Raw genomic sequence first — 13,527 nt, 5'->3', positions numbered from 1 at the left:
CGGCTTTAAGCAGCCTTGCCCGAAGCGGTGATATTGTCGAGCATGATCTGCGCCCGGTTCGTCACGTTGCGCGGCGCCTGCGCGTCGCTCACGATCTGCTCGAACCATTGTTTGGCCCTGGCGAAATCGCCGGCCTTGTAGGCGGCGAGACCCAGAGCTTCGCGGGCGGAAGCGCGCATTGTCTGGCCCTCAGCGCTGAGCGGCTCCGCCAGCGCCGCGACCTGGTCATAAGTGCCATTGTCCACCAGCAGCCAGGCCGCGCGCACCTTGGCGGTATCGCGGAAGACCTGCGGCGCGGAGGTGTCGTTGCCGATGGCGGTGAAAGCGGCGATGGCGCCGGCCGCGTCACCCTTCTGCGACAGCAGCGTGGCCGAACGAAACTTCGCCAGAACCGGATAATTGCCGTGACCGGAGGTTTCCAGATCGGCAAGGGCCTTCAGCGCATCATCCGTCTTGTTTTCCGAAGCGAGCTTCAGCGCCGCAAGGAACTGATCGCCCGAATTGGAAGCGCGGCTGGTGTTCCAGTATTCGTAGATACCGGCACCGGCGGCGCCGAGAACCACCAGAACGGCCGCACCCACGACCACGATACCGTAACGGCCCCAGAAGCGCGACAGCTGCTCGGAACGGATCTGCTCGTTCACTTCGCGGATAAAGGTATCATTTTCGTTTGCCATCAAATTCTCCGTTACCCGCGCGGAGATCGTCACCGATCCATCCGTTCGCGGACATACCAAGCCGCTTACCCGGGTCAGCAAACATCAGGCCAACCGGGTCATGGTCGGCCTTCTAGCCTATTTTGCCTGATATGTAAGGGGGAAACGTTGATTTCCTACATGGCGATAGGCTGAACGCCGATCAACCATTCGTGCAGTTTCAGGATGAAAGCACCCCACAGAACGATGCCGCCGACAACGGCCACCAGATCGTAGCGGCTTGAAACGAAGTCCCGGACCACTTTGTCACCCGCTCGCTCCCGGCGCTTCAACGAAATCCGCATCACCACGCCCCAGGCGAGAAACGATGCGAAAAGAAGAATGGACGACGTCTCGCCATTGGCCAGAAGGTGCGCCAGCGCCCAGATTTTGACCGAGAGGATGAGCGGATGTTTCGTCTTCGTTGCGATATGGCCAGCCGGGATGAGGCTGGCGACAAGACAGATCATCGCGAGCAGCATCAGGGTGACGGCGATATGGCTCATCCAGACCGGCGGATACCACAACATGCCGGTCTCCTGCCTTGCTTCACCGAAGGCATAGATGACGAGGCCGAGCGTGACGAGGCTGACAACGGAATAGACGCCCTTGAAGGGGCCTTCGCCCATCGTCGCGATCATGCGGGCGCGAAATTGCGGCGCGACCACCTTCAAAAGGTGGGTCAGCAGGAACAAGGCAAGACAGAGTACGAGAAAAAGCATGGAACACGGTCCCCCGGTGGAACGAAGCGGCCCTATCACCGCGGTTAAGAACAGGAATTAGGCCGAAAGCCATGAAAACGCCAGCCACTTCAAAGCTTCGCCTTATTCCACCCGCAAAAGGCCACGGTGTTTCATATGACGGATAACTGATGTTTCGCCCATTTACCGCTTTTTCCCTGTCGCTTCTCGCCGCCCTTCCCGCTTTAGCGCAGGAGACGCAGAAGCCGAAGCAGCTCGTCATCGTCTCCTTCGACGGTGCGGGCGACAATACGCTGTGGGAAAGAAGCCGGGCGACGGGCAAGCAAGTCGGCGCGCATTTCACCTATTTCCTCGCCTGCACGCTGGTGATGGATAGGAAGACCAGCGCCAAGACCTATCAGGGACCTGGCCAAAAGGCCGGCCGCTCCAACGTCGGTTTCGGCCAATCGCCGGAAGAGGTGGAGGCAAGGCTCAGAAACATCTGGGCGGCCTATCGCGAGGGTCACGAGATTGGCAACCACACCTGCGGCCATTTCGATGGCGGCCAGTGGACTGCGGAACAATGGGACGGCGAATTCACCACCTTCACCAGCACCCTGGAAAATGCCTGGCAGATGATCGGCAAGAAAGGCGAGGAGCCCGAAGGCTGGCGCGAGATGGTCAAAAACATCAACGGTTTCCGTGCGCCCTATCTCTCACAGGGTCCGGCGCTGACCGAAGCGCAGAAAAAGCACCGTTTCGTTTATGACGCCACCAGCATCACCAAGGGGCCGGAATGGCCGGTGGAGCGCGACGGCATAGAGCATTTCGGCCTGCCGCTCATTCCGGAAGGTCCGGGCAACCGCCCGATCATCGCCATGGACTACAATCTCTTCATCCGCCACTCCATCGGCGTCGAAACGCCGGATCGCGCGAAAGAATTCGAGGAGCGCGCCTATGCCGCCTTCCGCAATGCATTCGACAGGCAATATAATGGCGAGCGCATTCCGCTACAGATGGGCTTTCACTTCGTGAAGATGAACGGCGGCGCCTATTGGAACGCCTATGAGCGGCTGCTGCGCGAAGTCTGCGGCAGGCAGGATGTCGCCTGCGTGAGCTATGCCGAGGCGATGCCGATGATCGAGGCGCGCAGGAAGCAGAAGACCGAGGGGTGAAACCTCTGAACTTATGAAAAAGGCGGCCAATTGGCCGCCTTTTTGTTTGCTCAGGGGCGGTTGGCATTCAATTCGCCGCCTTTGGCTTCCCGCAGTAGATATCGCTGGTCAATTTCGGGAAGCTCCTGCCCCTCGATCGCCGCTTCGAAGGCTTTCAGACGTTTGTAGATCGACAGGAGTTCGACAATGGTCGTCCAAGAGTTCACGAGATACTGGAATGAGCCGCGCACCTGTTCGAAAACATTCAGGACCTGATTCATAAGTCCGAGCGTGACCTTGCCGGCGACGATCGACGGGATGAGAACCAGCGTGCCAAAGATGTTGTCCGCCTGCAGATAAAAAATGCGGGCGACGTTGAAGTACAGATAGTGGAAATAGAGGCGGAAATAATTCTTCCGCACATTGGCAAACAACTCGCCGATCGTCAGAGGATCCGCGCGCTCTTCATGGTCTTCGCCATAGACCAACTCCTTACGATACGCAGCCTCCACGCGCTGATTGCGGAACTCCAGCCCGGGTAGCTTGATACCCACGAGCGCGAGAAAAACCGTGCCGAACACTGACCAGACGATGGCGGCCCACACGAGAGCATGGGGCACGGCACCGAAAAGCGGCAGATCCGTAATCGTTTCCGAGAATGTGAACAGCACCGGCAGAAACGCGATCAGCGTCATGATCGCCCGCACAAACCCCACCCCCAGTCCTTCGACGGTGGAAGAGAAACGCATGGTGTCTTCCTGCACACGCTGCGAGGCGCCCTCGATGTGGCGAAGCCGATCCCAGTTCGACATATAGAATTCGTTCATCGCCGTGCGCCAGCGGAAGATATAATGGCTGACGAAAAACAGATTGAGCACACCGACGAAGATGGCGACGAAGGCGATACCAGCAAAACCGAGCGACCCCATGTAGAGTTGTTCGGCCGTCACAGGCGCCGTCCGCGCCAGAGCCTGCTGGATAAGGTCATAAAACGGCCCATACCAAGCATTCACCGCAACACTCACCTGCACGGAAAAATAGGTCGCGAAGATGATCAGCGCCGATCCAAGAACCGACCAGTTCTGCCAGCGATGCGGATGATACCAGAACCAGAACGCGGAAAAGATCAGCGCGGCAACGGCATAATAAATATAGAACCACAAGAACGGGGTGGACCAGAAAACCGAAACGCCGATGACCGGCTCTTGTCCGGCAGGCAGAGGCGGCAGACCAATTATGGCACCCCAATTGCGGCCGCCGGCGTACCACACGCCGATCATGGCCATCGCCCAGACGAAGGCCGACGTGAAGAACAATTTCGGTTTGGGAAAGAAGCAATGAAACACGTTTCGAACTCACGCGCGTTTGAAATCAGCCATTATTGGCGAAGCACTAGATGGCCCGAACCTAGGGCAGAAATTTGTGCACAGCAATGAAGAAGCACTGACCTTAACAAGATGTAAGGCGCAGACGGCGGGCGACGCCCCCGGAAACAGCGGATGAAAGGCGGAAGAGACGGCCAGCGGCCTAGCGCCGCCGCTCCGTGGCGAGCACCGGCAACATCAGTAAAATGCTGACAACGAGCACGGCGGAAGCGAGAATGCTGGGCGCGGTAAAACTTCCCGTCACCTCGGCAATCCAGCCGGCGGCAAGCGGCCCGACGATCTGGCCCGTGCCGAAAGCAGCCGTCATCAGCGCAAAGGCTCGGCGCGGGCTCGGGCCTGCAAATTCCCGGCCGAGCTGCAGGCCATAAGCGGTGATGACCATGAAGGTCAGCCCGAGAAGCAGGCCGCCGCCGAGAACGCCCGGCACCGGCGGCAGCATCACCGAAGCGAAAACACCGACAGCTTCCAGCGCCAGCACGATAACGAAAGCGCGCTTTAGCCCCTGCGATTTCAACACCGGTTTCCACAGGAACAGCGAAATGGCGGCGGCGCAGCCGGTGATGAACCAAGCCAGAAACTCCACGAAAGCACCGGCAGAGGCCATGCGGGCAATCGCCACGATAAAAGTGGCGGTGATGACGTAACCGAAGCCGAAAAGCCCGTAGGCGAGTGTCGTCAGAAATAGCGGCCTTGTCCAGACAAGCGGCGGTTCCGCCGCCGAAGATGCATACCTCGGCGGGCCAGCGGGAAGCACACGAAAGACAAGGAGAAAGGTGACGAAGGAAAAGACCGCGCCGGCAATCCATTCCTCTCTCCACGAGGAGCCGCCGCCGTCAAAAACGACGCCGATCAGATAGACCGCAAGCGAGGAGATCGCGATACCGGCCCCGACACCGCCATAATGCAGCGCCTGAACGCTGTCCCTGCCCGCCTTGACGGCATGGCCGATAACGATCTGCGAGGTGAAGATCATGGTCAGCGCACTGGCGACACCGGCCAGAAACCGGATGACGGTAAAGGCCGCGACGGAATTGAAAGCAGCCATGGCAAGCAGCAGCGCAGCCGTGGAAAACAGGCCGCAAAGCGCCACCAGCCGTTCCCGCCCCGATCCCCACGAATAGGCCGCCAGAACCGCACCCGCCAGATAACCGGCGAAATTCCCGGCCGCCACGATCCCCGCATCCCCCGCCGAAAGCGGAACGTCGGCCATCATGCCAGGCAGGATGGGGGTGAAGGAAAAACGGCCGAAACCCATAGCGGAGGCCATCATCAGCGCCCCGGAAAGTCCGAGTGCGGTCAGATGTCTGGCGGAAAGTGGCTTGTCGATGCTCATGCATGGCTTATCGCAACGGGGCAGATGACGGACAAACGAGTTATTTTGATCGGCGTTATAAGCAGTCGTTATCGGTCATGAATGTTCGGATATTGCCGCTTGTTTCTTCGCCCCGCCGGGGAGAAGGTGGCCCGAAGGGTCGGATGAGGGGGCAAGCTATCCGCATATCTCTGCCCCCGCCCCTCACTCAACAAGCGTCAACACCAGCGGCCCGTTCTTTGTCGCCACCACCGTATGTTCATACTGCACCGTCGGCGCGCTCGGGTCGCTGTAGAGCGTCCAAGGATCGTCATCGCCATCCTCGGCCCAATAGGCGCCCGTCGAGAGAAACGGCTCGACGGTGAACACCATGCCTTCCTGCATGATGCGCCGCTCATCCTTGTCCGGCCAGGTCGCCAGTTCCTTCGGCTCCTCATGCAGCGAGCGGCCGATACCGTGGCTGGCGAGATTGGTGATCAGCGTATAGCGGTTCTTTTTGGCGAAAGCCCCGATGGCGTTGCCGATATCGGCGAAAGGCCGGCCGGTTTTCACCTGCTGCAAGCCTGTCCACATGGCGCGCTTGCCATCGCGGCAAAGCCGCTCGATTTCCTTCTTCACCGGCGGCACGGCGAAAGACGAACCTGTATCGCCGAAAAAACCGTTCTTCACCGCCGAGACATCGATATTGACGAGGTCACCCGCCTTGATGATGCGCGGTCCCGGAATACCGTGGGCCACTTCCTCATTGACGCTGATGCAGGTCGCGCCGGGAAACTGGTAGCAAAACTCCGGCGCCGATTGCGCACCGTTATCTTCCAGCACCTTGCGGCCGATAGCATCCAGCTCGGCCGTGGTGATGCCGGGTTCCAGCGCGTCCGCCATTGTCTGCATCGCAACGGCGCACAAGCGGCCGATATCCTTCAGCAGATCAAGTTCTTCTTCGGTGGAAATGACCATGTCTCTGTCCGTTACTCTGTCCGGCGGGTCTGAGAGCGCCCGCCTTGGTAATTATCAGGCCGTGGCTTTCACCGGATCGGCGCTCCCCGTCAATTCTTTTCTGACAATAGGGGCGACTTTCGTACCATAAAGCTCGATGCCGCGCATGATCTGGTCATGCGGCATCAGGCCGATGGCCATTTGCAACAGGAAGCGATCATTCTTGAAGACTCCATGCGCCTTGATGATCTTTTCCGCCACCAGTTCCGGCTCGCCAAGGAAGAGATTGCCCTCCGGCCCGCGTGCGGCGTCGAAATGCGCCCGGTTCGTCGGCCCCCAGCCGCGCTCGCGGCCTATACGGTTCATCACTTCCGCCTGCGGGCCGTAAAACTGGTCGGCCGCCATGTCGGTGGTGTCGGCAATGAAGCCGTGTACGTTGATGCTGGTGCGCTGCTTGGTTTTTTCCTGCCCTGCCCGGCGCGCGGCCTCATGGTAGAGGTCGAACAGCGGCGCGAAACGGCGATATTCGCCGCCGATAATGGCAAGCGCCACCGGCAGGCCCATGGCGCCCGCCCGCGCCACCGATTGCGGCGTGCCGCCCACGGCGATCCACACCGGCAGACGCTCCTGCAACGGACGCGGATAAACACCGCGACCATTGATGGCTGGATGTTTGGTGCCGGACCAGGTGACGATTTCCTGTTCGCGCAGCGCCAGAAGCAGATCGAGCTTTTCGGCGAAGAGCACGTCGTAATCCTCGAGATCGTAACCGAAGAGCGGGTAGGATTCGATGAAAGAACCGCGCCCGGCCATGATCTCGGCCCGGCCGTTCGACAGGAGATCGACGGTCGAGAACTGCTGGAACACCCGCACTGGATCATCCGAACTCAGCACCGAGACGGCGCTCGTCAGGCGAATATTCTTCGTCTTCACTGCCGCCGCCGCCAGCACGGTGGAGGGAGAGGAAACGACATAATCCGGACGGTGATGCTCACCCAGGCCAAAAACATCGAGCCCGACCTGATCGGCAAGTTCGATCTCTTCGATGAGTTCCCGCAGCCGGCGTGCGCCCTCCGGCCCACGGCCATCGGCGGGGTTGGGATTGACATCCGCGAATGTGTAAAGACCGAGTTCCATAGACGATACCTCTGTTTGCTTGCCTCAGAGATAGGGACGGAAGCCCCCGCAGGCAAATGCAAAATCTGGCGCAAAATCTGGATGTTTAGCGTCGAAAAAATCGATGGCCCCGGCCGCACGAACCGCCTTGCACGCTCAATCCTAAATGGCGATTGCCAGCCCGCCCCCTTTGGGCATACCTTGCTTAAATATGTGCGAAGTAATGCAAAAAGGGGAAAGCATGCATCGGACAGTTATCGTGACAGGTTCTACAAGCGGCATCGGCCTTGGCATTGCCCAGAGATTTGCAAGGGAAGGCGCCAATATCGTGCTGAATGGTTTCGGCGACGAGGACGAGATTGAAAAACTGCGCCTTCTGCTGGAAGCCGAAAGTGGCGGGCGCGTGCTTTACCACCCCGCCGATATGACGAAACCGGACGAGATTGCCGACCTCATCAATTCCTCCCATGAAAAGCTCGGCTCTGTGGATGTGCTCATCAACAATGCCGGCATTCAGCATATAGCGCCCATCGAGGAGTTCCCGACGGAAAAATGGGACTGGATCATCGCCATCAATCTGACTAGTTCCTTCCATACCATGCGTGCCGCGATACCGCTGATGAAGAAGGCTGGCAAAGGCCGCATCATCAACATTTCCTCGGCCCATGGCCTCGTCGCCTCGCCGTTTAAATCGGCCTATGTGGCGGCCAAACACGGCATCATGGGCCTGACGAAAACGGCGGCGCTGGAGCTTGCGCAGACCGGCGTCACTGTCAACGCCATTTGTCCCGGTTATGTGCTGACCCCGCTGGTTGAAAAGCAGATACCTGAAATGGCCAAGGTGCGCGGCATCAGCGAAGAGGCGGTGAAGAACGACGTGATGCTGGAATTGCAGGCAACCAAGCAATTCGTCACCGTCGACGATGTGGCCGCCGCGGCAGTATTTCTGGCAAGCGATGCCGCAAGCAACATTACCGGCACGCATATTTCCGTGGATGGCGGCTGGACGGCGCAATAATTGCGGAATTTTCTTTCCGGTTTGGAAATAATGAATTGCCAAAACGGAAATCGATATGCGCGCGGCGGCGTGCATATGATGCGCAGGGATAATGACAAGAAACCGGCTCGGCAGCCGGTCAAAAAAAGCAGGGCATTGCATGAACGACGCGATCAGTTTCATCCTCAACAGCGAAACCATCTCGCTGAAGGGTTTCGGACCGACAGACACGCTTCTCGATTATCTCCGCATCAACAAGCGGTTGACCGGGACCAAGGAAGGCTGCGCCGAAGGCGACTGCGGCGCCTGCACGGTGCTGGTCGGGCGGCTGCTGGACGGTTCGCTGCGTTATGAAAGCGTCAATGCCTGCATCCGCTTTTTAGGTTCGCTGCACGGCGCCCATATCGTCACGGTGGAGCATCTGGCCGCGCGCGATGGCACGCTGCACCCCGTGCAGCAGGCGATGGTGGACTTCCACGGCTCGCAATGCGGTTTCTGCACGCCGGGCTTCATCATGTCGCTCTACGGCCTGTGGCTTTCCAGTGAAAACCCCGGCGGCGCCGACATCGAAAAGGCGCTGCAAGGCAATCTCTGTCGATGCACGGGCTATGAGCCGATAGTCCGCGCCGCCGAAAAGATCGCCGCCGCGCGCCCGAGCGCCCTCTTCGACCCGCTGCAACGCGACCGCACCGATATCATGGCAAGGCTCTGGGCCATTCGCGCCAATGAAACGATCACAGTCACCCACGGAGAGGGCCGCACCATCATTCCAGCGACGCTGGTCGAGCTGACCGAGATTTACGCTGCCGAACCGAAGGCGACCATCGTGGCCGGCTCCACCGATGTCGGCCTATGGGTGACTAAGCAGATGCGGGCGCTGAACCCAGTCATCTTCATCAATAATCTCGGGGATCTGCAAACCATCACCGTGGGTGAAGAGGGCGTGACACTGGGCGCTGGCGTCACCTACAGTCAGGCCTTCAAGACCATCGCGGAGCACTTCCCGCCGCTTGCCCGGTTGTTTGATCGGCTTGGCGGCGAACAGGTGCGCAATATGGGCACCATCGGCGGCAATATCGCCAACGGCTCGCCCATCGGCGACACGCCGCCGGCGCTGATCGCGCTCGGGGCCACGCTCACCCTGCGTTCGTCTTCCGGCGGCCGCACCGTGCCGCTTGAAAGCTATTTCATCGATTACGGCAAACAGGACCGGCTGAGCGGCGAATTCGTCGAAAAGCTCTTCATTCCGTTCCGAAAGCCGGAAAGCCTCTACGCCGTCTACAAGATTTCCAAGCGCCGTGACGAAGATATTTCCGCGCTCTGCGGCGCCTTCAACCTGACGCTCGATGCCGACGGCGCTGTCGAAGACATCCGCATCGCCTTCGGCGGCATGGCCGGCACGCCGAAACGCGCTGCACATCTGGAGGCCGCGCTTCTCGGTAAAGCCTGGCGCCAAGAAACGATCGATGCCGCACGCGATGCGCTGGACGAGGATTTTACACCGCTGACCGACTGGCGTGCGAGCGCCGAATATCGGCAACTCACGGCCAAGAATTTGCTGACACGGTTTTTCCTCGAGACATCAGGGGAGAAGCAGGTACTCAGCCGGTTCTCGCTGGAGGAGGTGTGATGATGGCGATGGCGACCCGCTCAACCTCCCTCATTCCTGTGCTTGTCACAGGAATCCAGCCGACGCGCGTCGGCGCGGCGAAAGACTCTTTTCAGCCCAAGGACTTGGGCTGGCTGGATTCCTGTGACAAGCACAGGAATGAGGGAATATTATCGCTGCCATACGCCGTAGTTCACGAAGGAGGAGCTTGAACCATGGACACCACAAGCTTCGACAAGACCAAGACCGAAATCGACGGCTCGATGCACACCTCGCTCCGGCACGATTCCGCCCACAAGCACGTAACCGGCAGCGCCGAATATATCGATGATATTCCCGAACCCGCCGGCCTCGTCCACGGTGCACTCGGCCTTGCAGACCGCGCCCATGCGGAAATCCTCTCGATGAACCTTTCCGAGGTCGAGGCCACACCGGGCGTGCTCTGGGTCATGACCGGTAAGGACGTACCCGGCGAAAACGACGTCTCGTCAGGCGGCCGTCACGACGAACCCTTGTTGGCCGAGACAAAGGTCGAATTCCACGGCCAGCCGATCTTCGCGGTCTTCGCCGAAACCCGCGATATCGCCAGAAAGGCGGCCCGCAAGGCGAAGATCACCTACAAGGATCTGGCGCATTTCACCGATATCGATACGGCGATTGAAAATGGCGGCGCGCTCGTCATCGACCCGATGACGTTGAAGCGGGGCGATGCCAAAATCGAGATGGATGTCGCGCCACGCCGCCTCACCGGAACGATGCGCATTGGCGGACAGGAGCATTTCTACCTCGAAGGTCACATCGCCATGGCGGTGCCGGGCGAGGATGACGAGGTGACGGTGTGGAGCTCCACCCAGCATCCGAGCGAAATCCAGCATATTGTCAGCCACATCCTGCAGGTGCCGTCCAATGCCGTCACGGTAAAGGTGCGCCGCATGGGCGGCGGTTTCGGCGGCAAGGAAACGCAGGGCAACCAGTTTGCCGCGCTCTGCGCCATCGCCGCCAAGAAGCTGAACCGGGCCGTCAAAATCCGCCCGGACCGCGACGAGGACATGACGGCCACCGGCAAACGCCATGATTTCCGCGTCGATTACGAGCTTGGCTTCGATGACGAAGGCCGCATCCACGCCGTTGATGCAACCTATGCCGCCCGGTGTGGTTTTTCCTCCGACCTTTCCGGCCCGGTTACGGACCGCGCGCTGTTCCATGCGGATTCCAGCTATTTCTACCCGCATGTGCACCTCACCTCGCGGCCGCTGAAAACCCACACGGTCTCCAACACCGCCTTTCGCGGTTTCGGCGGCCCGCAGGGCATGCTGGGCGCGGAACGGTTCATCGAGGAAATCGCCTATGCGGTGGGCAAGGACCCGCTCGACATCCGCAAGCTGAATTTCTATGGCGAGACCGGCTCCGGCCGCACCACGACCCCCTATCATCAGGAAGTCGAAGACAACATCATCGCCCGCATCGTCGAGGAACTGGAAACCTCCAGTGACTACCGCACACGACGCGATGCAATCATCGCATTCAACAAAACCAGCCCGATCATCCGCAAGGGCATCGCGCTCACCCCCGTCAAATTCGGTATCTCCTTCACCATGACCGCCTTCAATCAGGCCGGCGCGCTGGTACATATCTATAATGACGGCTCGATCCACCTGAACCATGGCGGCACCGAAATGGGGCAGGGCCTTTACACCAAGGTGGCGCAGGTGGTGGCCGATGCCTTCCAGGTGGATATCAGCCGGGTGAAAATCACCGCAACGACGACGGGTAAGGTGCCGAATACCTCGGCCACCGCCGCCTCTTCCGGCACCGACCTTAACGGCATGGCCGCTTATGACGCCGCCCGCCAGATTCGTGAAAGGCTGGTCAAATTCGCCGCCGAAAACTGGAACGTGCCGGAAGAGGAAGTCGTCTTCCTGCCGAACCGCGTGCGCATCGGCCTCGAAGAAATCGCCTTCAACGATTTCATCAAAAAGGCCTATTTCGCACGCGTGCAGCTTTCCGCCGCCGGCTTTTACAAGACGCCGAAAATCCACTGGGACCGTGCCGCCGGCCGTGGCACGCCGTTTTATTATTTCGCTTATGGCGCGGCCTGTTCGGAAGTGTCGATCGACACGCTGACTGGCGAATACCTGATGGAACGCACCGATATCCTCCACGATGTCGGCAAGTCGCTGAACCCGGCCATCGATATTGGCCAGATTGAGGGCGCCTTCGTGCAGGGCATGGGCTGGCTGACCACGGAGGAATTATGGTGGGACGGCAAGGGGCGGCTGCGCACCCACGCGCCGTCCACCTACAAAATCCCGCTCGCCTCCGACCGGCCGAAGAGCTTTAACGTCAGGCTGGCGGAATGGGCGGAAAATGCCGAACCCACCATTGGCCGCTCAAAAGCCGTGGGCGAACCGCCCTTCATGCTGGCGATCTCGGTTCTCGAAGCGCTTTCCATGGCCGTCGCCTCCGTGGCAGATTACAAGGTCTGCCCGCGGCTTGACGCGCCGGCAACGCCCGAGCGGGTGCTGATGGCGGTGGAACGGCTGAAGAAGGTTTGAGGGAGGACGTATCCATGCGGCCGAGCCCCCTCATCCGACCCTTCGGGCCACCTTCTCCCCGGCGGGGAGAAGAAACCCGGAGCAACGGTTGCGACCACCATACATGCTTTCAGGAGTTGCGAGGCAACGCGGCAAATTTCTTCTCCCCGCCGGGGAGAAGGTGGCGCGCAGCGCCGGATGAGGGGGCCAGCCCCAATGCCTGACACCTCCTTATCCACCTTCCTCGCCCGCTCCCAAACCATCCTCGTGGAAATCGAATCCGTCAAAGGCTCATCCCCACGCGAGGCCGGCACCTTCATGCTGGTCTCCCAGAATGCGCTGTGGGAAACCATCGGCGGCGGCCAGTTTGAATATATGGCGATAGACCACGCCCGCGCCATGCTGCGAACAGGTGCTGCCGAAGACCGCATGGATATTCCGTTGGGCCCCGAAATCGGCCAATGCTGCGGCGGCCGCACCCTCATTCGCTTCCGACGCGTGACGGCGGAGATCGCGACGGCGATCGTAGCGAGGCTAAAGGGCGAAGCCGAACAGCAGCCGGCCGTGTTCATTTTCGGAGCAGGCCATGTCGGCAAGGCGCTGGCCGAGGCCCTGTCGCTCCTGCCTTTGACATTGACCGTGGTGGAAACGCGGGAGAGCGAATTGCGCGCCCTTCCCGCGGGCAGCGCATCCATCCTCACCCCCATGCCGGAAGCACTCGCCCAGAAAATCCCGGCAAACGGGGCCGCCATCATCGTCACCCACGATCACGCACTCGATTTCCTCATTGCGAAGGAAGCGCTCGCCCGCGACGATCTCGCCTATGTCGGCATGATCGGCTCCAAGACCAAACGCGCCACCTTCGCCCATTGGCTGGAGCGGGATGGAGAGCTCCCTTCCCGCCTTGAAAAACTCATCCTGCCCATCGGCGGCAACAGCGTCCGCGACAAGCGGCCTGCGATCATAGCGGCCCTTGTGGCAGCCGAGTTGCTGCAAGCATTTTCCGCTGCCGAAACCCGTCGCAGCGAAAATCGATACGGCCATCCTCAAGGCCAAGATCACGCCTGAGCCCATCCGGCAGGCTTTCATCCGCTAGATTGTCTCGCTGA

General features: G+C 60.1%; 11 protein-coding genes. 5 read left to right on the top strand and 6 right to left on the bottom strand.

Annotation, left to right across the window (positions count from 1 at the left end):
* Positions 1–5 precede the first annotated feature (5 nt).
* Both AGR1_RS01795 and AGR1_RS01790 read right to left on the bottom strand, forming a co-directional pair.
* The gene (locus tag AGR1_RS01795; RefSeq protein WP_080790018.1) at positions 6–677 is read right to left on the bottom strand and encodes a tetratricopeptide repeat protein; all 672 of its coding nucleotides are present in this window, start codon (positions 675–677) and stop codon (positions 6–8) included.
* Positions 678–832: 155 nt separating this feature from the next.
* Positions 833–1,417 (bottom strand): NnrU family protein, encoded by a 585-nt coding sequence (locus AGR1_RS01790; protein WP_149146021.1) that lies wholly within the window; start codon positions 1,415–1,417, stop codon positions 833–835.
* Positions 1,418–1,566: 149 nt separating this feature from the next.
* Between AGR1_RS01790 and AGR1_RS01785 the strand changes: the two genes are divergently transcribed.
* Positions 1,567–2,550, top strand: a complete 984-nt coding sequence (locus AGR1_RS01785) for a polysaccharide deacetylase (RefSeq protein WP_080790014.1) — start codon at positions 1,567–1,569, stop codon at positions 2,548–2,550.
* Positions 2,551–2,600: 50 nt separating this feature from the next.
* On the opposite strand, the gene sbmA is transcribed toward AGR1_RS01785, so the two are convergent.
* The 4 genes from sbmA to AGR1_RS01765 form a co-directional block, all read right to left on the bottom strand.
* Positions 2,601–3,875, bottom strand: a complete 1,275-nt coding sequence (gene sbmA, locus AGR1_RS01780) for a peptide antibiotic transporter SbmA (RefSeq protein WP_077981522.1) — start codon at positions 3,873–3,875, stop codon at positions 2,601–2,603.
* A gap of 181 nt (positions 3,876–4,056) precedes the next feature.
* Entirely contained in the window at positions 4,057–5,247 is a 1,191-nt protein-coding gene (locus tag AGR1_RS01775; protein WP_080790012.1) for an MFS transporter, read from the bottom strand.
* A 183-nt stretch (positions 5,248–5,430) separates the two neighbouring features.
* The gene (map, locus tag AGR1_RS01770; RefSeq protein WP_149146020.1) at positions 5,431–6,183 is read right to left on the bottom strand and encodes a type I methionyl aminopeptidase; all 753 of its coding nucleotides are present in this window, start codon (positions 6,181–6,183) and stop codon (positions 5,431–5,433) included.
* A 54-nt stretch (positions 6,184–6,237) separates the two neighbouring features.
* On the bottom strand, positions 6,238–7,299 hold the full coding sequence (locus AGR1_RS01765) for an LLM class flavin-dependent oxidoreductase (protein ID WP_149146019.1): 1,062 nt from the start codon (positions 7,297–7,299) through the stop codon (positions 6,238–6,240).
* A 220-nt stretch (positions 7,300–7,519) separates the two neighbouring features.
* On the opposite strand from AGR1_RS01765, the gene AGR1_RS01755 reads away from it, so the two are divergent.
* From AGR1_RS01755 to xdhC, 4 genes are all read left to right on the top strand, one after another.
* Entirely contained in the window at positions 7,520–8,296 is a 777-nt protein-coding gene (locus AGR1_RS01755) for a 3-hydroxybutyrate dehydrogenase (RefSeq protein ID WP_149146018.1), read from the top strand.
* A gap of 139 nt (positions 8,297–8,435) precedes the next feature.
* A complete protein-coding gene (gene xdhA / locus AGR1_RS01750) occupies positions 8,436–9,905 on the top strand; it encodes a xanthine dehydrogenase small subunit (RefSeq protein ID WP_149146017.1) in 1,470 nt (489 codons plus the stop codon).
* Positions 9,906–10,099: 194 nt separating this feature from the next.
* Positions 10,100–12,439 carry a xanthine dehydrogenase molybdopterin binding subunit gene (gene xdhB / locus AGR1_RS01740; RefSeq protein WP_187772020.1) on the top strand — a complete coding sequence of 780 codons (2,340 nt, stop codon included), beginning with the start codon at positions 10,100–10,102 and terminating at the stop codon, positions 12,437–12,439.
* A 195-nt stretch (positions 12,440–12,634) separates the two neighbouring features.
* Positions 12,635–13,486, top strand: a complete 852-nt coding sequence (gene xdhC / locus AGR1_RS01735) for a xanthine dehydrogenase accessory protein XdhC (protein WP_187772019.1) — start codon at positions 12,635–12,637, stop codon at positions 13,484–13,486.
* Positions 13,487–13,527: the final 41 nt, after the last annotated feature.

It is taken from the genome of Agrobacterium sp. B1(2019) (genome assembly GCF_008274755.1).
Classification (GTDB): domain Bacteria; phylum Pseudomonadota; class Alphaproteobacteria; order Rhizobiales; family Rhizobiaceae; genus Agrobacterium; species Agrobacterium salinitolerans.
The sequence above is the reverse complement of the archived record's forward strand: the minus strand, read 5'-3'. Positions and strand labels throughout refer to the sequence as shown.

Coding starts and splice junctions, on each gene's coding strand:
- AGR1_RS01785 (WP_080790014.1), top strand. CDS start 1,567: ATGTTTCGCCCATTTACCGCTTTTTCCCTGTCGCTTCTCGCCGCCCTT.
- AGR1_RS01790 (WP_149146021.1), bottom strand. CDS start 1,417: ATGCTTTTTCTCGTACTCTGTCTTGCCTTGTTCCTGCTGACCCACCTT.
- AGR1_RS01765 (WP_149146019.1), bottom strand. CDS start 7,299: ATGGAACTCGGTCTTTACACATTCGCGGATGTCAATCCCAACCCCGCC.
- map (WP_149146020.1), bottom strand. CDS start 6,183: ATGGTCATTTCCACCGAAGAAGAACTTGATCTGCTGAAGGATATCGGC.
- AGR1_RS01755 (WP_149146018.1), top strand. CDS start 7,520: ATGCATCGGACAGTTATCGTGACAGGTTCTACAAGCGGCATCGGCCTT.
- xdhA (WP_149146017.1), top strand. CDS start 8,436: ATGAACGACGCGATCAGTTTCATCCTCAACAGCGAAACCATCTCGCTG.
- AGR1_RS01775 (WP_080790012.1), bottom strand. CDS start 5,247: ATGAGCATCGACAAGCCACTTTCCGCCAGACATCTGACCGCACTCGGA.
- xdhC (WP_187772019.1), top strand. CDS start 12,635: ATGCCTGACACCTCCTTATCCACCTTCCTCGCCCGCTCCCAAACCATC.
- xdhB (WP_187772020.1), top strand. CDS start 10,100: ATGGACACCACAAGCTTCGACAAGACCAAGACCGAAATCGACGGCTCG.
- AGR1_RS01795 (WP_080790018.1), bottom strand. CDS start 677: ATGGCAAACGAAAATGATACCTTTATCCGCGAAGTGAACGAGCAGATC.